Source organism: Corynebacterium pseudodiphtheriticum, from assembly GCF_023509295.1.
In the GTDB taxonomy this organism is placed as follows: Bacteria; Actinomycetota; Actinomycetes; order Mycobacteriales; family Mycobacteriaceae; genus Corynebacterium; species Corynebacterium pseudodiphtheriticum.
Genome location: NZ_CP091864.1, coordinates 579,510 through 603,635 on the forward strand (window position 1 = coordinate 579,510; position 24,126 = coordinate 603,635).

The window sequence follows — 24,126 nt, forward strand, 5'->3', positions numbered from 1 at the left end:
ACGCACCGCGACTGTTTGGCAGTATGCGGTGGGTATGTTCCGAGTCGAGTATAGATAAGGGGTAACCCTCCATGTACGCGATCGTCAAGACCGGCGGAAAGCAGTACAAGGTTGCTGAAGGTGACCTCGTCAAGGTTGAGAAGCTTGAGGGCGAGCCAGGCGATGCCGTGGCTCTTACCCCGGTTCTGCTCGCCGATGGCGCAACCGTCAAGACCAAGGCTGATGAGCTCAGCGGTGTATCTGTCAACGCTGAAATCGTAGAACAGACCAAGGGTCCAAAAATCCGGATCCTGAAGTACAAGAACAAAACTGGTTACAAGCGTCGGCAGGGCCACCGTCAGCCACTGACCGTCGTCAAGATCACCGGAATTAAGTAAAGCACTAAGGGGATAGCACAATGGCACACAAGAAGGGCGCATCGTCCACCTCGAACGGTCGCGATTCCGAGGCCAAGCGTCTCGGCGTTAAGCGATTCGGCGGCCAGAAAGTCAACGCTGGTGAGATCATCGTTCGCCAGCGTGGCACCAAGTTCCACCCAGGTGAGAACGTCGGCCGTGGTGGCGACGACACCTTGTTCGCTCTCGAAGCTGGATCCGTCAGCTTCGGTGTTAAGCGCGGACGTCGGGTTGTCAACATCGTTCCGGCACAAGAAGTAGCCGCAGAAGCCAGCGCATAAATAGCTTGAGCTTCTCGTCGGAACCGACACGGTTCCAACGCGCAGTTCCCACCTGAATGTGGGGCTGCGCGTTTTTTGCTTAAATAATGGTCTAACGCACCGCCAACATTTTTCTAGAAAGGGCCCGCGCCATGTCTCGTTTTATCGATCGAGTAACCCTGCACCTATCTGCAGGCGACGGCGGGCACGGCTGTGCCTCGGTGCACCGCGAAAAATTTAAACCCCTCGGTGGCCCCGACGGCGGTAACGGCGGCCACGGCGGCGACATTATCCTGGAAGTCTCCAACCAGGTGCACACACTGTTAGATTTCCATTTCCGACCGCACATCAAGGCAGAACGCGGCGGCAACGGCGAAGGAGATCATCGCCAGGGTAAGCGTGGCCAAGACTTAGTCTTGGAGGTGCCCGTGGGCACGGTCGTGCGCAACGCGAAAGGCGAGATGCTGGCGGACTTGACCACAATCGGCACCCGGTTCATGGCTGCGGAAGGCGGATATGGCGGCCTGGGTAACGCGGCTCTTGCTAATGCTTCCCGGAAAGCTCCCGGTTTCGCGCTGAAAGGCGAGCCCGGGGAGGAACACGATCTGATTTTAGAAATGAAATCGGTCGCCGACGTAGGGCTGGTAGGTTTCCCGTCGGCCGGTAAATCGTCGCTGATTTCTGTTCTGTCTGCAGCAAAGCCAAAAATTGGTGATTATCCATTCACCACTTTGAGCCCGAACCTAGGGGTGGTTACTGCTGGTGACAGCGTATTTACTATTGCTGATGTCCCCGGTCTAATTCCTGGTGCTTCCCAGGGCAAAGGCCTGGGTCTGGAGTTTTTGCGCCACATTGAGCGTACCGCTGTATTGGCCCATATCGTCGATACGGCTTCTATTGAGCCAGGTCGTGATCCGGTATCGGATATTGAAGCCTTGGAAGATGAACTAGCGCAATATCAAGATGCTTTGGAAGAAGACACAGGTTTGGGCGATATCATGCAACGCCCACGGGTGATCGTGCTTAATAAAGCCGATGTGCCAGAAGCCCGTGATTTGGCAGAATTTGTCAAAGAGGACCTGGAAGAACAATTTGGTTGGCCGGTGTTCATTATCTCGGCTGTCGCGCGGCAGGGCTTGGATGCATTGCGCTATAAACTCGCAGAAATTGTGGATGCAGACCGGGCAGAGCGCCCAGTTGGAGAAGAAAAACCGGCGTCAGAGGTTATCCGCCCGCAGGCTGTTATGGGGCGTGGTGCGAAACAGGGTGGCCATCATGCTGATTTCACCGTGCGCGAAGACCCACAGGTGGAAGGTGGCTTCATCGTCGAAGGCAAGAAGATTGAGCGTTGGATTTCCCAGACGGACTTCGAAAACGATGAAGCGATTGGGTATTTGTCTGACCGTTTGGCACGCGCCGGTGTGGAACAAGAGCTTTTCCGCAGAGGTGCGGTGGAAGGCTGCCCGGTGACCATCGGCGAGATCACTTTCGAGTGGGAACCGATGATCGGTGGCGATCCAACTTTGGCTGGTCGTGGACGCGATGCTCGATTGGAAACCACGGATCGTGCTACCGCGGCAGAGCGCAAGCGTGCTTCGCAGGCGCGACGCGGCCTGATCGACGAACTGGTTTATGGAGACGTCGACGAAGAACAATCAGATCGCGAGCGTTGGCAGGGTTAAGCATTCAGATCGTGTGATGGGTGAGATCACGCGCGGATTTTTGTAGACTACACAGTATGCCTCACAACGCCCATGACCGTGACATTCATGCCCACCTCCCGTTGGATCCGTACCAGGACAATTCGCCGGAAGCGAAGTTCCCAGATCCGCCGGAAGAAGCAAAAGATAGCTTGGCCATGGGCCACGAATCTGCTTTGCGTGAGCAGATTACGAAAGCCAAGCGCGTCGTCGTCAAGATCGGTTCTTCCTCGCTGACGGATGATTTTTCCGTCTCCCCGGAAAAGATCGATCACATTGTTGATGCGCTGCAGGCGCGTATGGAAGTCTCCGACGTTATTGTGGTCTCTTCGGGAGCTGTCGCCGCTGGCATGAAGCCGCTGGGGTTGACGGAACGCCCACAGGATCTTGCCACCAAGCAGGCAGCTGCTGCGGTTGGCCAGGTGCATTTGGCTTATGAGTGGTCGCGCTCTTTCGCCCGTTACAACCGTACGTGCGGGCAGGTTTTGTTGACTGCCTCGGATGCTGGCCGACGCGACCGCACCCGGAACGCGCAGCGTACTATTGATCGTTTGCGTATTTTGCGTGCGGTACCGATCGTGAATGAAAACGACACGGTGGCGACCTCCGAAATGCGTTTTGGTGATAACGACCGCCTATCGGCAATCGTGGCCCACTTGACTGGCGCGGATGCGCTATTTTTGCTTTCCGACGTCGATGGCTTGTATGACAAGAATCCGGCGGAGCCAGATGCTAACTTCGTCGATGAAGTTGTCACTGGTAAAGATCTGAAAGGCGTTGCCGCTGGTGACGGCGGCAAGGTCGGTACTGGCGGAATGGCCTCGAAAGTATCGGCAGCTCGCCTGGCCGCGCGCGGCGGTGTGCCGGTGCTGCTCACGTCGGCGGATAATATTGGCCCGGCGTTGGAAGATGCCCGAGTTGGTACCGTATTCCACACTCGTGAAGAACGCCGCTTGTCCGCTTGGAAATTCTGGGCACTGTATTCTGCCGATTCCGGTGGAACATTGCGTTTGGACGAAGGTGCCCTCAAGGCAGTTACTCGTGGCGGTAATTCGCTGCTGGCAGTCGGTATCACCGATGTTGATGGTGAATTCCGTGCCGGTGAGATTGTGGATATCGTTGGACCGAATTCTGAGGTCGTCGGCCGTGGCGAAGTCAACTACTCGTCGTCGGCGTTGAAGTCGATCATGGGTAAGAAGACAGAAGACATGCCGGAGGAAATGCAACGCCCGGTTGTGCACGCGGACTACCTCTCAAACTACGCTTCACGTCTGTAAAACTGGTGCTTTGAAGTTGCGGCGAAGAAGCTAAGACTGGTCACCTCGCCGAAAATCCCGGTAACCTTGGGGTCATGAAGTTTCTGATGTACCCGCACAGCTGGGATAAAGTACAAAAGACCCTAGAAGACGCCGGCCACACGCTTGTCGACGACATCGACGACGCGGACTGCATGTTGTTTAACGGTAAGCCTGATGAGCTGCCGGAGATTCCAGAATCCCTTGGTTTCGTGCAGCTGCACCTGGCCGGCGTTGATGCTTTCGTCGACCAGATGAAGGCGTCGTCGGCCCGGTGGGCAAATGCTGCCGGCCTGTACGACAAGACCGTGGCAGAGTCTGCGATTGCGCTTCTTTTGGCGCAACTGCATGCACACAAACCGTCCACACAGGCGGAAACTTGGTTGCAGGAGGAGCTAGAACCCAAGACACGATTTTTGTGCGAAGATTCCACCGTTGCCATTATCGGTGCGGGAGGAATTGGCGCGGAATTAATTAACATGCTCTCTGGCTTCGGCCCGGAGATTATTGCGGTTAATCGCTCCGGTAACCCCGTTGAAGGTGCGGATGAGACCGTGCCAAGCACTGAGTTGGATTCGGTGTGGCCGCGCGCGGACTACTTTGTGCTGCTGATGCCGTTGACCGAGGAAACCCACCATATTGTGGATGCCAATGCTTTTGCGAAGATGAAAGATAGCGCCGTCGTCGTGAATGTGGGTCGTGGACCTTTGGTCAACACCGATGATCTTGTCGACGCGCTCCGTGATGGTGTCATCGCTGGTGCTGGCTTGGATGTCACTGAACCTGAACCATTGCCGGATGGCCACCCGTTGTGGAAGATGCCGGAATGCGTCATCACTCCACATTTGGCGAACCCGCTGTATTCGGTGCGTAAGCGCATCGGCGCGCACATGCTGAAAAATATGGAAGCTTTCGCGGCTGGCGAGAAGATGCCGACGGAAGTTGATGTTGCAGCAGGCTATTAATTTCAGCAGCCTTCATAATTTCAGCGGCCTACTAAACCGGACAGCCGTTTTATTTAAACCTGGAAGCAGGCTGTTAAATACGTATACTGGGCGACATGACTGACAAAGCTACAGAAAACTTGTCGCCCGAACGCGCCCAGGAGCGCGAAGAGGTTCTCACCAAGGCCCGTGCCGCTAAGGACGTGGCCCCGGTGATTGCCCAACTTTCAACTCCGCAGAAGAATGAAATTTTGGAAACTGCGGCCCAGCATTTGCTGGATAACACTTCTATTATTCTTGGCGCTAATGAGCGCGATATCGTTAATGGTAAAGAAGCTGGCCTGAGTGATCAGCTGTTAGATCGCTTGCGTTTGGATGAAGAGCGCATCGCGGGTATCGCTAATGGCTTGCGTCTGGTCGCTGGCTTGCAGGATCCGGTAGGGGAGATTCTGCAAGGTTCCACCATGGACAACGGCATTGAGATGAAGCAGGTGCGTGTCCCGCTTGGTGTTATGGGCATGGTCTATGAGGCTCGTCCTAACGTCACTGTGGATGCATTTGGCCTGGCTATTAAGTCAGGTAATGTGCCGTTGTTGCGCGGTTCGAAGTCCGCTCGTGAGTCCAACAAGCAGTTGGTGGAGCTTTTGCAGGACACCCTGGAAAAATTGGGTCACCCACGTGAAGCCGTGCAGCTTTTGCCTTGCGAGACCCGTGACTCCGTGCAGGACCTGATTACTGCCCGTGGCCTTGTGGATCTCGTTATTCCACGTGGTGGTGCTGGCCTGATCAACGCAGTTGTGATGGGTGCTACTGTGCCGACCATCGAAACCGGTACTGGGAACTGCCATTTTTATATTGATAAATCGGCAGATCTTGACAAGGGCATCGCGATGGTGGTTAACGGAAAGACCCGTCGTACCTCGGTGTGTAACTCCACCGAGACTGTACTGCTGGATTCCGCATTGAGCGATGAAGACAAGCTACAGGTTGTACGTGCACTACAGGATGCAGCGGTAACTATTCACGGTGATGTCGAAGAGCTCTCCGCTTTCGGTGTGGAAAACGCCCTGCAAGCTACTGAGGAAGATTGGGCAGAAGAATCCCTGTCCATGGATATCAACGCCAAGGTTGTCGACGGTGTCGATGGTGCTATCGCGCACATTCAGAAGTGGAGCACCGGACATACCGAAGGTATTGCGGCGCAAGATGCAGATATTTTGCAGAAGTTCGCCAATGAGGTCGATGCCGCTGCAGTGATGCTGAATGCATCCACTGCCTTCACCGATGGTGAGGTTTACGGCATGGGTGCAGAGATTGGTATTTCCACCCAGAAACTGCACGCTCGCGGCCCCATGGCCTTGCCGGAGCTGACTTCTAGCAAGTGGATTTTGCAGGGCACTGGTCACACCCGCCCATAAGTCAGCTCGCATTCGATTATGTGAGCTGGAATAATCCCCGGTATGACTGCCTCATGCTTACGAGTCCGTGCTGCAACAAGGCTGGCGATTACTGCTGCACGGGGCTCGCTGAGCGCGGTAGTGATCCGAACGCGTTCGAGTTTTCCGCTAGTCTTGGAGAAACCTTGCGGGAAACCCCGTCGCACGTAATCGCGCATGAAGCAATTTCTGGTGTGGTGGGGAGCTTGCGGTCAGGTATCGACAAGGCACCTGGTTTTGTGGAAGATTTTGAGGATTCCACAGGCTGCCACCCGGATTATATTTTGTTTGGTTATTCGCAAGGTTCGATTGTGCTCAGCCACCTGGAAAAATATTTGCACCAGAAAAACCAATTGCGCGGGGTGGTTTATATTGGAAATCCGCAATTAGGCGCTGGGGATCCTTTCATCGTGGGCAGTCCACGGATTGGTAACGGGCTCATTGCTGGTTCGGCAGTGGTGCCGCCGTCGTTACGCCCGGAATTAGCTCCGGTGCGGCGCATTAATTACTGTATGATTGATGATTTCGCCTGTGATCTCACCCCGCACTCTGCAGTCGCTGCCTTGCGGGATGAAGCTGGTATTCACGGTGATTATTTCCTCATTGATTATCCGAACGATGGCCTCGTGGCCGATGAATTAGCAGAATGGATTGTGCATGGCTAAACCTCATAATCGCGGTGTTTGTCGTGCTAGCATGTCCGGTTCCCGTCAGCGCATTGGCGTAATGGGCGGTACTTTTGATCCGATCCACAACGGTCACTTGGTTGCTGCAAGTGAGGTGGCGGACCAGTTTTGCTTGGATACCGTCTTGTTCGTGCCTACTGGTCAGCCCTGGCAAAAAGCAGATAAGCAAGTCACCCCGGCAGAGGCGCGGTATTTGATGACGGTGATTGCTACTGCGTCGAATCCGCGCTTTGGGGTGAGTCGCGTCGATATTGACCGTGTTGGCGCTACCTATACCGTCGATACGTTGCGGGATTTGCGGGAACAATACCCGGAAGCCGAGCTGTTTTTTATCACGGGTGCTGATGCCATGGCGAATATCGTGTCGTGGCATAAGTGGGAGGACATGTTCGAGATGGCGCGTTTTGTGGCGGTAACCCGCCCGGGCTACGAGTTGTCTGAGGCGATGATGCCGGATATTCATGAGCGTCGCATAGATTTGGTGGATGTACCGGCGCTTGCGATCTCGTCTACTGATATCCGCGAGCGCGCTGGGCAGGGCCGCCCGGTGTGGTATTTGGTTCCGGATGGGGTGGTGCAGTATATCTCGAAGAACAATTTATATGCGGAAAACTAGCCCAAACCGGCTAGTTCGTGCGAAACTGTGACTAGACCATTCATGGGCTTGACCAACTTTGGCACTCATTGCACAGTCCACGAAGCTGTGCGCTGTCAAAAACAAGTTATTCCCAAAACAAACTACTGCCAGAAGAAGTTACTGTCAGAGCTAACTACTGTCAGAAGAAATTATTGCCAGAAAGAGGAAGGTGCGCATTGACCGCTACTGATACCGCTCGCGAACTCACGAGTGTGGCCGTTCGCGCCGCTGATGAGAAATCTGCGGCCAATATCGTTGCCATGGACGTTTCTGATGTCCTGGGCATTACCGAGGTGTTCATTATTGCTTCGGCGGATACGGAGCGCGCGGTTAAGGCTGTCGTCGACGAGATTGAAGAGGACTTGAAAGACGCTGGTCGGAAGCCTTTGCGCAGGGAAGGCCAGCGTGATTATCGCTGGGTGTTGCTGGATTATGGCGATGTCGTCGTGCACGTCCAGCACAATGATGAACGCGATTTTTATGGCCTGGACCGCTTGTATGGCGATTGCCCATTGGTAGAAGTCGACGGCGTGGAATATTCACGTCCAGGTACTTATTCTGAGTTCGACGGTGCGCAGGTGCGTTCCGCCCAGGCGATTGATGATATTCCGGTGGTGGGCGAGGAGCGCTCATGACCCGCTCTCTGTATCTCGTCCGCCATGGTGAGACGACCTACAACGCCAGCGGGCGGATGCAGGGCCAGTTGGACACCGAGCTTTCTGAACGCGGTCACGCCCAGGCACGCCAGGCAGCGGAGTCGCTTGCCGACGTCCGCATCACGCGTATCGTTGCTTCGGATTTAAGCCGCGCGGCCACCACTGCCGGTCATATCGCTGATCGTTTGGGGCTGGAAGTCACTACCGATAAACGTTTGCGCGAGACTCATTTGGGTGACTGGCAAGGTATGGCTCGTACCGAGGTTGACGAACAGTATCCGGGAGCACGTGCGCAATGGCGCAATGATGCTCGCTGGACTCCACCGGGAGGTGAATCTCGCGTGGATGTGTCCAAGCGTATCCGTCCGGTTGTTGACGAGCTGATGGAAGAGTATTCCGATTGGGACGACGGCGGGGTGCTGTTGGTTGCCCATAATGGCGCGATTTCCGCGTTGGCTTGTGCTTTATTGGATTTGCAAGTGGAGCAGTTCCCCATGCTGACGAGCCTGAAGAATACACATTGGGCCAAGCTGGTCGCGCGCCCGGGATTGCACTCGGATGCTGCGAAGTCGAGTCCGCGGTTTTCGACTACGGCTGATGCGCGTAGTGCCCGGTGGTTTCTTGAAGGCTGGAATATGGGTCGAGGGGACTAAATGGCGGTTCAGGTGGTTACGGATTCCTCAGCTAGTTTGAGCGAGGACGTTATCGCAGAACTTGGCATCACTGTGCTGGATCTGCACGTGATGGAGAAAACTGCCAAGGATGGTTCGGTAGAGCGTTCCACAGCGGGGTTGTCGTCATTGGAGTTGGCGGCAACTTATGGTCGGTTGGTAGAGCGCAGCCGGGGGGACGGCGTGCTGGTGATGCATTTGCCAAAAGAGTTGTCTGCGACGTGGAATTCTGCGCAGACGGCCGTGGGGCTTTTCGACGATGACGAAATTCGTCTTATTGATTCGCCGGCGGTCGCGATGGCAATGGGCGCGGCAGTGATGACGGCCGCGAAACTTGCGCAACAGGGCGCTGACCTCGATGAGTGTCATGACGCTGCGTTGGGGGTCCTGTCGCGTTCTGCTACTTGGGTGTATTTGCACCGAATTGATGATCTGCGCCGTTCAGGTCGTTTGTCGACGACAACGGCCATGTTGTCGACCGCATTGTTGGCGACGAAGCCGATTATGCAGTTTAAGGAAGGCAAGCTGGAGTTGGTTGGGAAAACCCGCACCCAAACCAAAGCCTTTAACAAGTTGGTCGAGCTGATTTCTCAGCAGGCTGCTGGCGAGCCGGCGTTTATCGCGGTACAGCACAGCGAGGCAGAAGAGGCAGCAGAGACGCTATATGACTTGCTTGTCGACGCCTTAGCTCCTGGTTCTTCGGTGATGGTCATTGAGATGAGTGAAGTGTTGCGAGTGCATGTCGGCACCGGCGCGATCGGGGTTTCTGCTGTTTTTACCGTGGCAGATTAGCCGGCTTTTATTAGCTCGCTTTTACTAGCACGGTTTTATAAGAATAGCGCTGTTTGTGCGTTAGTTATCCACAGAACGCTGCAGCGTGTTGACCTGTCAGGTAATTTTTCACAGGTTCGTCGGTGGCCGTATTCTTTTTCTTCCTTTGTACTTTTAGTATCGCGGCCATGAGCCCAACAGCACGCCTAAAAGAACGTATTGCGGAATTAACCCGCCCGACTGGAGAAGAAGACCTCATGGCGGTGGATTATCCCAAACCACGGTTTTCTTTGTCGCAAACCGCAGCGATTGCCGCGGCAGCGTTTGCGCTGATTGGCTGTGTGCTGTGGTGGGTGTTGAGTTCGGGTGGACTAGGTGCGGGGAAGTCGGCTTCGGAGCAGCCGGATTTCGCTGCGCTGGCAGCAGGGTCTGCTGCAGCCTCCGGTGGCAACTCTGCAGGGGATGACACTGCAGGATCTGGAGCAGCAGGTGATGCCACTGCACAGGACGATACAACTGGGGAAGCCTCAGCAGGCGCTAAGACTTCCGGTAATGGCACCGCGGGTCCCCACGGAGTTGAAGAGATCGTGGTCTCGGTAGTGGGGTTAGTGCATAACCCGGGAATAATGGCCCTTCCCGAAGGTTCCCGTGCCGCTGACGCGCTGGCGGTGGCGGGTGTGTTGCCGGAAGCAGATTTGGTTCGCATCAATCATGCAGAGCGACTCAGTGATGGCCAACAGTTAGTAGTGCTTGGGCCGAATGATCCTGTTCCTTTAGCTGCTGCACCGAACAGCGAGGGCAGCGGAGGAAACGGCAGCACCGGTACAGGGCCAGGTGCAAATACTGGTCCGATTCCATTGAATACTGCCTCGGCTGCTGAGCTGACGTCGTTACACGGCGTAGGCGAAGCTACAGCTGCTGCGATCATAGAGTTTCGGGATGCGAATGGTGGCTTTGCTGCTGTAGATCAGCTTTTAGAGGTCCCCGGGATTGGTCCGGCGAAGTTTTCCCGGCTAAAAGATGAAGTAACGGTATAAAACCAGCCATGCAAGATCTGCGTTTGCTGCCCAGTGCACTGACGAGTTGGGCGGTTGTGCTGTTGGTGATCTTAACCGGAGGCCCAGGTTGGGCGGTTGTATTACTCGTGGTGGTTGGTGTGGTGTGCATATTCACTGGGCACTGGCAACACGCAATGCTGGTAGTAGCCGTGGCTGGTGCGGCGTTGTTTATGGCAGCCATCCGCCAGCGTCGCGCAGCAGCTTTTTCTTATCCGGAGCAATTGTCAGCCACGGTGGCTGGACGTGGTACCGCACTAGAATTTGGCGGATACTATTTTCCAGTCAAGGTGGATGGTCTTGCGCCAAACCTGGCTTTGTTCACTAAACCGGCTACCACCGGCACGGATGCAGACACCGTTCAACAAACTGCTAGACAAACAGCACAGCAAACAGCACAACAACCAGTTGGAATAGCTCCCGGATCCCAGATTTTGGTTGATGCTACATATCAAGAATCTGCTCGTCCCGGATTAGCCCCAGTGGTAGCCCGTGGTGAGATCCTGGAAGTACAACCTCCTACCGGTTTTGCCAAATTTGCGGCTAATATCTCTGATTCTTTGCAGGCAGCTAGTCAACAATTTCTCGGTGAACATACCGCGGCCCTGGTTCCGGGAATGGTACTGGGGGATAGAAGTGCGCAGACAGATCAGCAACGCCAAATGTATATCGATGCTGGACTAAGCCATCTCACCGCAGTAAGTGGCTTGCATGTGGCGACGATTGTGGCTGCTGCCGTAATACTCGCCCGTGTCGCACGGTGTGGGCCGGTAGGTCAATCGATTGCAGCTCTAGTGGTCTTGGTTTTTTACGCCAGCGTGGTGGGACCGGCACCATCTGTGTTGCGCGCAAGCATCACCGGTCTCGTCGGAGTAGCGGCCATTGTGAATTCCTCCCGCATGCCACCGATTCATGCTTTGAGCATTGCGGTGATCACTCTTTTGCTTATTGACAGCGATTTGGCAGTGACTTTCGGTTTTGCCTTGTCGGTGGCAGCGACCGGGGGAATCATCGCGTTAGTGCCCCTGTTGTACCGGCCGTTGGCGCGAATTCGACTACCTGATGTGGTCGTCCGGGCTTTCGCAGTTTCTCTTGCCGCAGATGTTGTGACCATGCCCCTCGTGGCGCTCATGGCCGGTCGGGTCTCGGTGGTAAGTGTGCTCGCCAATGTTGCGGTTACCCCCGTGGTCAGCATCGCCTTATTGCTTGGGATGGCTGCCACCATTCTGGCCGTGTTGCCGCTACCTTTTCCAGCAGAAGCTGTTGCGCTGAAACTCGCAGAACCCGCAGTGTGGTGGATTTACCGCGTTGCGAGCTGGGCACAAGACCTTCCATTGGCAACCATTGAGGTCACTCCGTGGGCCGCTGCGATTGCATATGGCTGGATAATCGTAGCCTTGCTGGCGGGCTTGGTGCGGACCACCATTGCTGTCGGTATTGCGGGCATGTTGTTTGCGGGCTGGCTCCAACGCCCACCGGCGCCAGCAGAAATTTCTCCGGATAACGTGCTGGTAATTGCTGAGCTTGCAGAAATCACAGATTATTCCGGCCAGATTGCTGCAGAGACTATCCCCGGCAACACAGAAGCTATTGTGGTTACCGATCCGTCGGGAAGAAAGGCCGATCGTCCGACCGCGACCCCTGCCGGCATCCCGATTATTTTCCCTAATCGAGACGGGCCAGTAACCGTGTACGTCGATGGCTCACAGCACGCCGAAAGCGGCAAGTTCTAGCTGTGGCACGATAGGAAGCATGGCATTGAATTCCAGCGTCCAGTTAATTATTGGAGACGAAGAATTTTTGGCGGAGCGCGTGCGCTTAGACTTGACGGCCGAAGTCCGCAACAATGCCGCTGATGGCGAGCAGGTTCACCAAACTACGTTGCGCGCCGGGGATATTACCGGTCCAGAGCTTATTGAAGCCACCAGTCCGTCGTTATTTGGCGATGAGCGGATTGTGGTGGTCACCAATGCAGAAACCGCTGGAAAAGAACCATTGAATTTGTTGTTGGATGCGTGTGTGAATCCAGCGCCTTCTGTCACGATCATCATTGTCTACGCTGGTGGGGGGCGAAATCAGGCGATAATGAAAAAGATCGAAAAATTGGCGCAGACTCATCGCGTGGCCAAGCTAAAGCCCTCTGAGCGTGCCAATTGGCTGACCCAGGAATTCCGGCGACACAACGTGCGGGTGGGACCGGAAATTATCCACAGCCTGTTGGAAGGGGTGGGATCGGATTTACGTGAACTTGCCTCGGCGGTGAGTCAGCTGGTTGCCGATACCAATGGAAACGTCACCGAGGCCGCAGTACGCGAGTATTACCAAGGCGTGGCAGAGGTATCTGGTTTCGATATCGCGGATGCTGCAGTAGCCGGCCACACTTCCCAAGCAGTGGCTTCGGTGCGACGCGCCCTGCAATTGGGGGAACCACCGGTGAAACTGGCCTATGCGTTGGCGAGCAAGGTGGGTACGGTGGCGCGTTTGTATTCAGAGCATGGCGGTAATGCGCAAAAACTCGCTGGACAATTGGGAATGCCGCCGTGGCTGGTGGATAAATCATTGAAGGTGGCGCGCCGGTGGCGGGGCGAAAATGTATCGCAGGCGGTGATGATTATTGCTGAGTTGGATGCTGAGGTGAAAGGCCAGGGAGGCGACGCCGAGTACGCGTTGGAATCAGCGGTGCGGAAAATTTCGGAGCTTGCGCGCTAAAATTGTGGCGCTATGACAGAAAAAGATGCAGCAAAAGACGCTACGAAACAACCGGAACCAGCAGATGATCTGCAGCTGCAGGAATTTGCCACTAAGCTTTTTGATTTCGCACGAGCTGGTGATACCACGTTGCTCGAATACATTGAGCATGGTCTGAACGCAGATTTGGTTAATCACGAAGGCCACAGTCTGCTGATGATGGCTGCCTATCATGGTCACGCTGATTTGGTGCGTGGCTTGGCTGAGCGTGGGGCAGACGTCGACAAGCTCAATGACCGTGGCCAGTCGCCATTAGCTGGCGCGGTGTTCAAGAAGGAAGATGCGGTGGTAGACGCGTTGCTCGCAGCCGGGGCAGATCCGAACCACGGGCACCCGACGGCGGTGGATACTGCGCGCATGTTTGAGCGTGCGGACTTGCTCGAGCGTTTTGAGAATACCAAGTGACGCTGGCACAGTGGGCTAGCCTGTTAGCGCTGAATCTCGCTGGAGCTGCCAGTCCCGGTCCGGACATGATTTTGATCATGCGCTTGGCGACGCGATCGCGGACGCACGCATTAGCCGCTGCGCTAGGCATTCAGCTGGGGGTGGTGATGTGGACTAGCCTGACGGTGTTTGGGGCAGCTGCGATCTTGACTGCCTATCCGTCTGTGCTGGCCTTTGTACAGCTGATTGGTGGTATCGCGTTGATCTGGATGGGGCGGAATATGGCTATGGCCGGCTGGCGCGACCGCAGCACCAAGCCGGTGGATTTGGCCGACGCTGCGCTACGTTTGGGCTCGTTAAAATCTGCGTTTAAAACTGGCTGGCTGACGAATATCGCGAACCCGAAGATTGTACTGTTCCTAGCGGCAATTGTGGCGCCGTTGTTGCCGCAAAGCCCATCGATTGGTTTGTCCATTGCTGTGATTGCGGCGTTGACACTTTCAGCGTTTTTGTTGTTTGTGGTTGTGGCATTCTTCTTGTCGACGAAGGCAGTACGTCGTCGCGTGTTAGCCGCCGGGCCGTGGATTGATATTGCTTCTGGAGTGCTGTTTATGGTTATTGGCGGCTCTCTGGCTATTAACGGGCTTGTGACAATGATTTGGGCTTAGGCTATAGAGCCAAGATCCAAGACTCAAGAGGGCATAGGTCACCTGCAAAATCTGGAGCCAAGTAATGCTTGGAAGCCGTTGAAAATACTCTGGATGCGCCCAATCTGAATTGGTTGGGTGCATTTTTATGCCTTTTTAGCAATAAGCAGTGAGAGCGTAACTAAAACAGATTTCTATCGTGGGATAGGATTCTTTTAGTCAGCGTACTATGCCCCAAAAATATGGGGCATCTGAATCTGTAACGCACTAATCTGGGGGTAGCTTGTAACGAAAATAAAAAGTGGAAAACAAAAAATATTACATTCGAGTTCATACAGTTCAAACGGGCTTTTTAGCGCAGTTAATTTGATTTCTTCGCATTTACTTGCAGAAAAACCTTTTTGTTTAACGCGAGCCTTATGGATTTATATATTTTCGTTGGGTTATGGATGGTGGACTGTAGCTTGTTAAGCTATGTCACGTACCGTTCGTTTCATATGAAAGGATTGTTGACCATGATCAACGATGTTCTAGTTAACCTGTCCACCACCGCTAGCGGCGTTGCTGGTGCTCTTATCGAGGCTGCTAAGTTCGTATTCGCTGGCGTTTCCGGCGTTTTCACCAACGTTCTGAGCTCCTCCAAGTAATTGACTGTTTAACAGTTGTGGTGGGGGCTCTAAGTTCCTGCCGTTACTTTGAGATCTCCTCAGCGGTTTTCCGCTGGGGAGTTTTTGCATTTATGGCTGTGCCTTGAATTCAGGGGGGCGTTGCAACATTTTCCTTTAGGAAGGTGTTGTTGTGCCTGGAGTTGTTGACCCAGGGATGGCGCGATGGGCAAGTTGAGTTGCTTGCCGGGCAATTGTGAAGGCGGCTAACACTGTTGTGTTAGCCGCCTTAGGCATTGACTGGGATAGGGGTTCCCAATCGGTTGTTTTGGCTTTGGCTTAAATTAGATGCTGGAGCCGAAAAGCTGAATGAAAGGCTCAGCGATAGCGGAGATGACGGATGCGATGCCCACGCCGATCTGTTCGATGAAAGCCAGGATACCGGTGGTGGTTGGTGCGTCTGCAGGAAGCTTGTCCATGTGAACTCCTTAAGTGTAGGGATGAATCAGGTCGAATGCTTGTTGTTCTAGGCTCGCCCTGTATTGCGCCCCCAACTCTAGGGGTAGGGAAATATATTGAGCAAATGATTCCCAGTAAGAAGCGGAAAAATCCCAGGTCGAAAGATTCTACTGTGATAAAAACCGCAATCTAGTAATATTATGCTTTGCTAATTTAATATTCATATAAGAAGTAGAAAAATGCCGTGAATGGGAAAAACCCGCCAACGCTTATGCGTTGGCGGGTAGATTTGGTCTAAGTGAATTTAGACCAAGGCATTAGGCTTATTTGCCTAAATTAGAAGCTGGAGCCGAAGGCCTGAATGAAAGCCTCGGCGAAGCCAGAGATTACATTGGCGATGTTAACGCCGATAGCCTCGATGAAGTTACCGACGCTGGATGCCTGTGCATCGGCAACGAGTGGGTTGGTTGGGTTCATTGGGTCTACTGCAGGCAATGGCATAAGTTTTCTCCTTGATGTTCTTATACATGTTGCGCAATTCAAAATCCCGTAGATAAACGGGTTTATCCTTGCATTGCTCCCCCAATACTAAGGGCTTTTGGTGGAAAATATCAAATATGTTTTACGTATCGTGTGTAAAACTAAGGATAGTTTCAAGCGTTGTAACTATAGACTAAAGAACCGGCCCCGGGTGTGTAGTAACCCAGGCCGGTTCTTTTGGCAGCCGCGCAAGGCCACCAGCTGTTCAGCGAGAAACTGACTTAGCGAGAAGCTAACTTAGCCTTCCATCTTGTTGAAAAGGTTGGCCATGCCAGACTTCTTGTTGGCTGCGGTGTTGCGGTGGAAAACGCCCTTGGAGACAGCCTTGTCCAGCTCGCGGGAAGCTACGCGCAGCTTCTCTTCCGCGACGGCCTTGTCGCCAGCTTCCACAGCGGAGCGGAAGTTGCGCATCATGGTGCGAACGCGGGAACGAACGTGCTGGTTGCGACGGCGCGATTTCTCGTTGGTAATTACGCGCTTCTGCTTGGACTTAATGTTTGCCATGGTGAAGATACCTCTTATAGTCGATAGACATTGACGTGAAAACTCATTCTGCCTAAGCATTTCCAGCATCACGATCAGCCGAAGCTGACCCTAGATGCGCGTCACCAAACCGTTATCGGGCGGACCCAAGGTCCTGACCGCCCCGCTTGGTGCAGCTCGACAGACGAGCAACCCTGTAGAGCCTAGCAGAATTATGCCGATAATCCCACTTCATTCCACTTCACCGTGCCTTGTCTTTTGCCTCGTCTCGTGCTTTGCCGAGTCACGCCTCGTCTCGTGCCTTGCCACGTCAGGCCGTGTCACGTACCGACTAATTCCATTGATGTTCGTTGCGCAGCCGGTTGGCGATCCGTTCAAAACGTCGCCTAGGAAACAGCACGCCTTGCCGACGCAAATATTGCTCCTGAATCTCGAGCACCCGATCCACCCGAATCCAGCAGGGCCGGCCTGCTTCATCCCATTCCCCGGTACCGATGCTGGTCCACCGCGGATCGTGATCATGCGTAGGATTTGGCGAGATTAACAAGGCCAGCACGCTGCTATTCGTCCGTCCCACAATCAACACTGCGCGTTCGCGTGGTGGGGAATCGACGCCGTCGGTGGGTGTCCAAACCCATACGACCTCGCCGGAATCAGCGTGTCCATCCATATCGGGGGCGTAGAAAATTGTGCGGGTTAGTGCGCGGGATTTCCATACTTGAATTTTTGCTGCGGCACGCGCCACTGAGCGCGACGCGGTGTTCTGCATGCCTAGGCGCTGGTTAATTAGCGCCAGGCCTTTTTCCAACAGGTCTTCGTTGGGGCCAGATGGCGACCAGCGTTTATTTTTCCGCCGTGCTGCAGACATGCTAGTAATCTTAGCTGTTGCGCTAAGTTGTCCTGGCTATTTTCCTTGCGGCGTGGTTCGGTAGGCTGGTGGGAGTTTACAACGAGAGGTAGTCCGAGGAAGTAATGTCGAAAAATTTTGCAGCGCAGACGTTCACCGAAACCGAGCGCCTGCGCAACTTCTGCATCATTGCGCATATTGACCACGGTAAATCCACCCTGGCGGACCGCATCCTGCAATTGTCCAACGTCGTTGATGCGCGTGATATGCGCGATCAGTACCTCGACAACATGGACATTGAGCGTGAGCGTGGCATCACGATTAAAGCGCAGTCTGTGCGCTTGCCGTGGGTACCGACGTCCGGCCCGCATAAGGGTGAAGAAATCGTGCTGCAGATGAATGACACTCCCGGCCACGTCGACTTCACCTATGAAGTTTCCCGGGCCCTGGATGCCTGTGAGGCAGCCATTTTGCTTGTCGACGCAGCCCAGGGTATTGAAGCGCAAACTTTGGCGAACTTGTACTTGGCAATGGAACACGAGCTGGAGATCATTCCAGTTCTCAACAAGATTGACTTGCCTGCCGCAGATCCAGAGAAGTATGCCCTAGAGCTGGCGAACATCATTGGTTGTGAACCAGAAGATGTCCTGCATGTTTCCGGAAAAACCGGTGAGGGTGTCGTCGAACTGCTGGATAAGGTCGTCGAACTTACCCCTCCTCCGCACACCGACTACCCAGAGGACGCGCCAGCGCGCGCGATGATTTTCGACTCTGTTTACGACGTCTACCGTGGCGTCGTCACGTATATCAGGGTGGTCGACGGCCAGTTGAAGCCACGACAAAAAGTGCGCATGATGAATACCGGGACAGACCTGGAAATTCTGGATATGGGCATCGTTTCGCCAAAGCCAACCTCTTGTAAAGGCTTAGGCCCTGGTGAAGTCGGCTACGTGATCACGGGTGTAAAAGACGTTCGTGAGACCAAAGTTGGCGATACCATTACCTGGGCCAACAAAGGAGCCGAGGAGCCACTGCAGGGCTATGACGAACCCAAGCCGATGGTTTATTCGGGTATGTTCCCGATCTCGCAGGAAGATTTCCCTGACCTGCGTGATGCGCTAGAAAAACTCCAGTTGAACGACGCCTCACTGACCTTTGAACCAGAAACGTCCGTCGCGCTGGGCTTCGGCTTCCGCTGCGGATTCTTGGGTCTGCTGCACATGGAAATTACCCGTGACCGTCTGGAACGTGAATTCGACCTGGACTTGATTTCCACCGCGCCTTCGGTGACTTATCGCGTGGTCAAAGAAGACGGCACCGAGCAGTATGTGCACAATCCTGCGGATTGGCCAGAGGGTAAGCACGATGCGGTCTATGAGCCGATCGTGAAAATGACCATCATTGTGCCAGCGGATTTCGTCGGGCCGACCATGGAGCTATGCCAATCCAAGCGTGGACAAATGGGTGGCATGGACTACCTTTCTGAAGACCGAGTCGAGTTGCGCTACACGATGCCGTTGGGTGAGATCATCTTTGATTTCTTCGACATGCTGAAATCCCGCACCAAAGGCTATGCCTCGTTGAACTACGAGGAGGCCGGTGAGCAGTTGGCGGATCTGGTCAAGGTCGATATTTTGTTGCAGGGTGATCCTGTCGACGCTTTCAGTGCGATCGTGCACCGCGAGCATGCATATCACTATGGCAACAAGATGACGAAGAAGCTGAAAGAGCTCATTCCGCGCCAACAATTCGAAGTGCCGGTGCAGGCGGCTATTGGAGCGAAGATTATTGCCCGCGAAAACATCCGTGCGATGCGTAAGGACGTGTTGGCGAAATGCTATGGCGGCGATATTTCGCGTAAGCGGAAGCTGTTGGAAAAGCAGAAAGCCGGTAAAAAGCGCATGAAGTCACTGGGCTCGGTGAACGTGCCACAGGAAGCTTTCGTGGCGGCGCTGTCGACTGATGGTGATTAGGCGCTGCCATTAGGTGCCACTATTAGGCACTGTTATTAGTCGCGTCTAGTGACCGATTGCTGGTGCTGATGAGACGCAGTCGGTAACCGCTCGCAAAATTCACTATTGTGGAAGGGCATAAGTGTTTTACCGACTCGCGTCGCGCACGCGTAGTTTCCTGAGACGTCTTGTGCGCGGTGTGGTTTTTTAGCGAAGGAAGTGTTACTTCACGTGCCCGGCCCAGAATCGCAACAGCCAGAGTTTAATCCGCTAAACAATCGTCGTTCCGCCAGCCCAGGGCGCGTCGGGCGCCCAGTTAGCCCTGGACAGCCACAGGCTCAGGGGCAAGGGCTTCCGCAGCGCGCGGCACAGGCACAAGACCCGTTGGAATTCGTGCGGGCTACTGCTGGTGGCCAACCGGTCGGGGAATTATTCCGTGGTGCCGCCAGCGAAATCATCAGTGAGCTGCAAGAACTACGCCGTGACCTCCACGAGCATCCAGAAATCGGCTTGCATCTACCACGCACCCAAGAAAAGGTACTGCGTGAGCTAGAGGGTTTGCCGTTGGAAATTACCACTGGCAGGGAACTGACTTCTGTGATCGCGGTGTTGCGTGGCGGGAAGCGAGGCGAGCACCCCGTGTCCGTGTTGCTGCGTGGCGACATGGATGCTTTGGCAGTACGTGAGCGTCTGGACCTGCCTTTTGCTTCGAAAAATGATTACATGCATGCCTGTGGCCACGATTTACACACCGCAGGTTTGGTCGGGGCAGCGAAAATCCTGTGCCGCTACCGGGAAGAACTAGCCGGCGACGTGATTTTCATGTTCCAGCCGGGTGAGGAAGGCCCTGGTGGGGCAGCGCCCATGATTGAAGAAGGCGTACTGGATGCTGCTGGTCGGCGCCCAATTGCGGCCTACGGTATCCATGTTGGCCCGCAGGATTACGGCACTTTCCACTATGTGCCAGGGCCGATGATGTCTTCGTCATCGAATTTAACCATTACTGTCACTGGTAAAGGCGGGCATGGCTCTCGCCCGCATGATGCTATTGATCCGGTGTTAGCGTTGGCAGAAATTCAGACGTCCTTGCAACTGGCTATCACCCGTCGTTTTGATGCGCTGGACCCCATTGTGGTGACGGTGACCAACGTGCGAGCCGGAGAAGGGGCGTTTAATGCGATTCCAGACACTGCAACTTTGGGTGCGACCGTGCGGGTGCTGCGTGATGAAAAGATTGACGCGGTACGCCAAATGATTGCCGAGGTAGCCGGTAACGTCGCCGCCGCGCATCGCTGTTCTGTAGATATTGATTTCCAGGTGCTGTACCCAACGACGAAGACTAATCCTCGGGAAACCAAATTCGCGGCCTCTGTATGGGGCGAAATGTTCGGGGAAGAGGCCGTGCAACCCTTTGAGGCGCCGATGATGGCCTCGGAAGATTTCGGTTTTGTGTTGGCCCAGGTGCCGGGAACTTTCATGTTCTTGGGTACCGCTAATCCGGACAAGCCGGAGCATCTGCGCGATTGGAATCACTCACCGAAGATTAATTTCAACGATTCGATCTTGGGGGATCAGGCCGCGGCATTAGCTGCCTTGGCGTTTGAACGTTTGGCGACAGAAGATAAGCATCCTTCCGCAAGCGTGCGCGCCGCGCGGGAAGCGAAAGGACGAGCGAGTGCTATCCGGAATGGCCGTTAGCCCGCCTGGCCCGTTATGCTGTTAGCCATGTGGCACGCAGATTCGCAGCAGCCCGCACCGGGCTGCGGGCTTTCCGCTCAACAAGAAGCACAATTTCAGCAGCTAACCGCGTATGCGCTGCAACCAGAACGCAGTGATGAACACGTTGTGGATGGTGGCTTGATCCGGATGATTCACGCGCACTAGTGGTCTGCGAATTTTGGTATGCGCCTGGTTAAGCCCGGGACGGGAAAATCTGAATCCTGAAGCCATATTGTTGATCTTCCTCACGTAGACTCAAAGATATGATTTCACTCGTTTCGCCCCTGTTTGTTCCCGGTGACCACCCTGATAGTTTCCAAGAGGCTGTAGATTGTGGGACCGATTCGATCGTTTTCGACTTACAAGATTCTTGTGCACCAGAGAACAAGGCGCGTGCTCGGCAGAATATTGTCTCATTTATCGAGGAATACTCTTCTGGCCAGAGCTCAGATATCATTGCCGCGCATAAGCCGGTGTTGATTGGTGTGCGTATTAATGGCGTGAACTCGCAGGAGTATCCGAAGGATCTGGAAGCACTTCAGGCGGTATCGGATCAACTGGATTTTGTTATGCAGCCGCTGGTTAACGAGTCCAAGGCGATGACAGAAACCAAGCAGTTATTGAAAGACTCGGACGGCGCTCCGGTACCAATCGTGGCTTTGGTAGAAACCGCCCGCGGCATTGTTAACGCTGCAGAGATTGCTTCCACCCGTGGAGTGGCCCAGTTGGCCTTCGGTGCGGGCGATTATTCCGAGCAGCTACGTGTGAATCACTCGAACCGGGATGCTTTGCTATTCGCCCGTTCGACGCTGGCCACCGCCTCCGTCGCTTTCCGATTATCGCCGCCGGTGGATACTCCGTATTTCAACGTGGCTAACGAAGATGGGTTGGTGGATGCCACCCACTACGCCAGCGCGTTGGGCTTTAGCGGCAAATTGTGTATCCACCCATCGCAGTGCAAGATTGTGACTGCGGCGTTTAAGCCATCAGATAACGCTATCGCCTGGGCACGTGAGGCCGTGGAGAAATTTGAAGAAGCTGTAGCGCGTAAAGAATCTTCGGTAGAGCTGGCATCCGGTAACTACGTTGATGCCCCGATCTATCGTCGTGCACTGGATTTGCTGGCTAAGGCCGGTAAGCAGTAGTAGGCTAAACAATAGCCGCTAAGGATTTTCAGGGCTAAGGAGTCCCGCGCACAAGACTGCAAGCTTAAATATTTAAGCCACTGTAGACCTGGGCGTGGGATTTAGTCGTGCTTATTGTCCGTGATCGGGGATTGGCTGTTGGGACTGGAAGTGTCGTGGACGTTATGCGCGCTGGGCTTGCACAGCTGACGTAAGGCGATGTGACCGTACATATCGCCGAGCTCTTCACTGCTGAGTCGTCCACCATCGGCGTACCATTGCGAGACACCAATGCCCATATCAATGAGCGCCCAGGACACGATCTTGATGTCGTCGGCAACAAAGACCCCAGAATCGATACCTTCGCGCACAATCGCCATCCACCGGGCCACATAATCACGTCGCATCTGTACAACGATGGACCGTGAAGGCTCTTGCAAAGCACGGATCTCGTTATTGACGATGCGCGCTCGCTGGGCTTGTTCTGCATGGAATATGGTGTGATATTTCATGCTGGCGAAAAGCTTGTCGGCGCTGGTTTTCATAGGGGAATAGCCAGTCGCATGGAAGCGCAGCAATGCCTCCATAGAGCTAATCGCGATATCGGCCAGTACTTCTTGTTTAGACCTGTAGTGGTTATACAGGCTGGAGGCCCGCATGCCGACGGCCGCGGCGATGTCTTCCATGCCGGTGGCGTGGTAACCGCGCTCGTCGAAAAGCTGCATTGCGGCTTCGGCAATTTGTGCTCGGCGTTGTGGATTTGCCATGAGGTATCTGCCTCCTAGTCAGTCTGGTTGGCGACGACGCACATTGGTGACGACGCATTATTAGTTAAGCATGCCAGAAAATGTTATGAGCATTCCGCTTGACTATTAGTGCGATGTGAGTCACTCTTAATGCTAACGATGATTCGCTTGAAGGAGTGACTGAACCATGTCCACCAACCCGCTTGCCACCGGAACAGACCTGCTCGGTGTATTCAACGATATCCCAGAAGCCGACCTCAACGCCTGGAAGCGGGCAGCAAGCTTGCGTGAACCAGTGGAGGCTGTCATCAACGATTACTGGCAACGTGCAGAAATTCCGTTTGATTTGATTCCAGAAATCGTAGAACGCGATCTGCTCACCGACGGCTTGGATGTGCCTGGACATGAAACTTTGTCGCATTTGGGTTCTGGCTTAACGCTGATGGAAATCGCCCGCATCGATGGCTCCGTCGCCACGATTCTGGCGGTGCAAGCCGGGTTGGCGATGCGCTCAATTGATATGTGTGGCTCGCAGGAACAAAAAGATAAATATTTGCCGAAGATGGCCACGGGTGAGCTACTGGGTGCTTTCGCGTTGACGGAACCAGACCACGGCTCGGATTCGATTGCCCTAGAGACCACGGCCGTCCGCGATGGCGATGAGTGGGTGCTCAACGGGGAGAAGAAATGGATCGGCCTGGGTAAAGGCGGGGATATTTCCGTAGTTTGGGCCCGCACTGAAGACGGCGAGGTTTCTGGTTTCATTGTGCCACAGGATGCGAAAGGCTACGACGCGCAGGTTATCGAAAATAAGATCTCATTGCGCGCTATCCACCAGGCACACATCAAGCTCAACGACGTGCGCATTCCCGCAGAAAACCAACTACAAAACGCGAAAACGTTCAAAGACACCGCAGCCGTGCTGATGGCCACGCGCACTGGGGTGGCTTGGATTGCGTTGGGTGCGGCGATCGCTTGTTATGAAAGAGCGCGAGAATACGCAGACGAGCGGATCCAGTTTGGGCGTCGCTTGGCTGAAAGCCAGATCATTCAGCAGCGTTTGGTGGATATGCAGTTGGAGATCAGCCAAATGATGCTGTTGAATCGCCACATCGCTGAACTCAATGCTTCTGGCAAGCTCACCGGCGAACAGGCCTCCTTTAACAAGTTGCGTTGTACTCGTGGTGCTCGCAAAGTCGCTGCTGATGCCCGTGACATGCTCGGTGGCGTCGGCATTTTGTTAGATAACAATATTGCCCGTCATTTTGCTGATACCGAGGCTTATCACACCTACGAAGGCACCGACACGGTGCAGTCACTCATCATTGGTAAAAAGATCACTGGCGTGGGCGCGTTTAAATAACGT

General features: G+C 54.4%; 27 protein-coding genes. 22 read left to right on the forward strand and 5 right to left on the reverse strand.

From position 1 onward, the window contains the following. The first annotated feature begins 71 nt into the window (after window positions 1-71). From rplU to L9H78_RS10535, 17 genes are all read left to right on the forward strand, one after another. Entirely contained in the window at window positions 72-377 is a 306-nt protein-coding gene (gene rplU, locus L9H78_RS02575; protein ID WP_021353609.1) for a 50S ribosomal protein L21, read from the forward strand. Window positions 378-397: 20 nt separating this feature from the next. Further along, window positions 398-676 (forward strand): 50S ribosomal protein L27, encoded by a 279-nt coding sequence (rpmA, locus tag L9H78_RS02580; protein WP_023018278.1) that lies wholly within the window; start codon window positions 398-400, stop codon window positions 674-676. A gap of 131 nt (window positions 677-807) precedes the next feature. Continuing rightward, complete coding sequence (obgE, locus tag L9H78_RS02585; RefSeq protein WP_249620399.1) at window positions 808-2,337, forward strand: GTPase ObgE; 1,530 nt, start codon at window positions 808-810, stop codon at window positions 2,335-2,337. Between the two features lie 56 nt (window positions 2,338-2,393). Next, window positions 2,394-3,632, forward strand: a complete 1,239-nt coding sequence (gene proB, locus L9H78_RS02590) for a glutamate 5-kinase (RefSeq protein ID WP_249618363.1) — start codon at window positions 2,394-2,396, stop codon at window positions 3,630-3,632. A gap of 74 nt (window positions 3,633-3,706) precedes the next feature. Further along, window positions 3,707-4,615, forward strand: a complete 909-nt coding sequence (locus tag L9H78_RS02595) for a D-isomer specific 2-hydroxyacid dehydrogenase family protein (protein WP_249620400.1) — start codon at window positions 3,707-3,709, stop codon at window positions 4,613-4,615. Between the two features lie 95 nt (window positions 4,616-4,710). After that, a complete protein-coding gene (locus L9H78_RS02600) occupies window positions 4,711-6,012 on the forward strand; it encodes a glutamate-5-semialdehyde dehydrogenase (protein ID WP_249620401.1) in 1,302 nt (433 codons plus the stop codon). A 53-nt stretch (window positions 6,013-6,065) separates the two neighbouring features. Continuing rightward, window positions 6,066-6,695 carry a hypothetical protein gene (locus L9H78_RS02605; protein ID WP_249620402.1) on the forward strand — a complete coding sequence of 210 codons (630 nt, stop codon included), beginning with the start codon at window positions 6,066-6,068 and terminating at the stop codon, window positions 6,693-6,695. Next, window positions 6,688-7,332, forward strand: coding sequence for a nicotinate-nucleotide adenylyltransferase (gene nadD / locus L9H78_RS02610; RefSeq protein ID WP_430622698.1), 645 nt, complete (start codon window positions 6,688-6,690; stop codon window positions 7,330-7,332). The genes L9H78_RS02605 and nadD overlap by 8 nt, the downstream gene beginning before the upstream one ends. 197 nt (window positions 7,333-7,529) lie before the next feature. Further along, on the forward strand, window positions 7,530-7,988 hold the full coding sequence (rsfS, locus tag L9H78_RS02615) for a ribosome silencing factor (protein WP_249618367.1): 459 nt from the start codon (window positions 7,530-7,532) through the stop codon (window positions 7,986-7,988). Continuing rightward, window positions 7,985-8,662 (forward strand): histidine phosphatase family protein, encoded by a 678-nt coding sequence (locus tag L9H78_RS02620; protein WP_249620403.1) that lies wholly within the window; start codon window positions 7,985-7,987, stop codon window positions 8,660-8,662. Before rsfS ends, L9H78_RS02620 begins: the two co-directional genes overlap by 4 nt. Continuing rightward, window positions 8,663-9,472, forward strand: coding sequence for a DegV family protein (locus L9H78_RS02625; protein WP_249620404.1), 810 nt, complete (start codon window positions 8,663-8,665; stop codon window positions 9,470-9,472). It begins immediately after the preceding gene. Between the two features lie 167 nt (window positions 9,473-9,639). Beyond that, on the forward strand, window positions 9,640-10,488 hold the full coding sequence (locus L9H78_RS02630; protein WP_249620406.1) for a ComEA family DNA-binding protein: 849 nt from the start codon (window positions 9,640-9,642) through the stop codon (window positions 10,486-10,488). An 8-nt stretch (window positions 10,489-10,496) separates the two neighbouring features. Next, window positions 10,497-12,239 carry a ComEC/Rec2 family competence protein gene (locus L9H78_RS02635; RefSeq protein ID WP_249620407.1) on the forward strand — a complete coding sequence of 581 codons (1,743 nt, stop codon included), beginning with the start codon at window positions 10,497-10,499 and terminating at the stop codon, window positions 12,237-12,239. A gap of 19 nt (window positions 12,240-12,258) precedes the next feature. Then, on the forward strand, window positions 12,259-13,215 hold the full coding sequence (gene holA / locus L9H78_RS02640) for a DNA polymerase III subunit delta (protein ID WP_249620408.1): 957 nt from the start codon (window positions 12,259-12,261) through the stop codon (window positions 13,213-13,215). 12 nt (window positions 13,216-13,227) lie between these two features. Beyond that, window positions 13,228-13,659, forward strand: a complete 432-nt coding sequence (locus L9H78_RS02645) for an ankyrin repeat domain-containing protein (RefSeq protein ID WP_249620409.1) — start codon at window positions 13,228-13,230, stop codon at window positions 13,657-13,659. Then, window positions 13,656-14,306, forward strand: a complete 651-nt coding sequence (locus tag L9H78_RS02650; RefSeq protein ID WP_027018000.1) for a LysE family translocator — start codon at window positions 13,656-13,658, stop codon at window positions 14,304-14,306. The genes L9H78_RS02645 and L9H78_RS02650 overlap by 4 nt, the downstream gene beginning before the upstream one ends. Before the next feature lie 494 nt (window positions 14,307-14,800). Further along, complete coding sequence (locus L9H78_RS10535) at window positions 14,801-14,932, forward strand: hypothetical protein (RefSeq protein ID WP_283775224.1); 132 nt, start codon at window positions 14,801-14,803, stop codon at window positions 14,930-14,932. Between the two features lie 302 nt (window positions 14,933-15,234). On the opposite strand, the gene L9H78_RS10540 is transcribed toward L9H78_RS10535, so the two are convergent. From L9H78_RS10540 to L9H78_RS02665, 4 genes are all read right to left on the reverse strand, one after another. Continuing rightward, window positions 15,235-15,369 carry a hypothetical protein gene (locus tag L9H78_RS10540; RefSeq protein WP_021353627.1) on the reverse strand — a complete coding sequence of 45 codons (135 nt, stop codon included), beginning with the start codon at window positions 15,367-15,369 and terminating at the stop codon, window positions 15,235-15,237. 316 nt (window positions 15,370-15,685) lie between these two features. Then, window positions 15,686-15,850 (reverse strand): hypothetical protein, encoded by a 165-nt coding sequence (locus L9H78_RS02655; protein ID WP_249618374.1) that lies wholly within the window; start codon window positions 15,848-15,850, stop codon window positions 15,686-15,688. Window positions 15,851-16,126: 276 nt separating this feature from the next. Next, entirely contained in the window at window positions 16,127-16,393 is a 267-nt protein-coding gene (rpsT, locus tag L9H78_RS02660; RefSeq protein ID WP_021353629.1) for a 30S ribosomal protein S20, read from the reverse strand. Between the two features lie 310 nt (window positions 16,394-16,703). Continuing rightward, entirely contained in the window at window positions 16,704-17,240 is a 537-nt protein-coding gene (locus tag L9H78_RS02665) for a type II toxin-antitoxin system PemK/MazF family toxin (RefSeq protein ID WP_249620410.1), read from the reverse strand. Window positions 17,241-17,344: 104 nt separating this feature from the next. On the opposite strand from L9H78_RS02665, the gene lepA reads away from it, so the two are divergent. The 4 genes from lepA (at window position 17,345) to L9H78_RS02685 (ending at window position 22,035) form a co-directional block, all read left to right on the forward strand. Further along, complete coding sequence (lepA, locus tag L9H78_RS02670) at window positions 17,345-19,192, forward strand: translation elongation factor 4 (RefSeq protein WP_249620411.1); 1,848 nt, start codon at window positions 17,345-17,347, stop codon at window positions 19,190-19,192. A 210-nt stretch (window positions 19,193-19,402) separates the two neighbouring features. After that, window positions 19,403-20,869: a M20 metallopeptidase family protein gene (locus L9H78_RS02675; RefSeq protein WP_430622743.1), complete on the forward strand. Its 1,467-nt coding sequence runs from the start codon at window positions 19,403-19,405 to the stop codon at window positions 20,867-20,869. 27 nt (window positions 20,870-20,896) lie between these two features. Next, window positions 20,897-21,055, forward strand: coding sequence for a hypothetical protein (locus tag L9H78_RS02680; protein ID WP_153246426.1), 159 nt, complete (start codon window positions 20,897-20,899; stop codon window positions 21,053-21,055). Between the two features lie 98 nt (window positions 21,056-21,153). Then, window positions 21,154-22,035: an HpcH/HpaI aldolase/citrate lyase family protein gene (locus tag L9H78_RS02685; protein WP_249620412.1), complete on the forward strand. Its 882-nt coding sequence runs from the start codon at window positions 21,154-21,156 to the stop codon at window positions 22,033-22,035. Between the two features lie 101 nt (window positions 22,036-22,136). Here the strand turns inward: L9H78_RS02685 and L9H78_RS02690 are convergent, their stop codons facing one another. Continuing rightward, the gene (locus tag L9H78_RS02690) at window positions 22,137-22,781 is read right to left on the reverse strand and encodes a TetR/AcrR family transcriptional regulator (RefSeq protein ID WP_249618378.1); all 645 of its coding nucleotides are present in this window, start codon (window positions 22,779-22,781) and stop codon (window positions 22,137-22,139) included. A gap of 166 nt (window positions 22,782-22,947) precedes the next feature. Here L9H78_RS02690 and L9H78_RS02695 point away from each other — a divergent pair, with 166 nt between their 5' ends. Then, complete coding sequence (locus L9H78_RS02695; RefSeq protein WP_249620413.1) at window positions 22,948-24,123, forward strand: acyl-CoA dehydrogenase family protein; 1,176 nt, start codon at window positions 22,948-22,950, stop codon at window positions 24,121-24,123. Window positions 24,124-24,126: the final 3 nt, after the last annotated feature.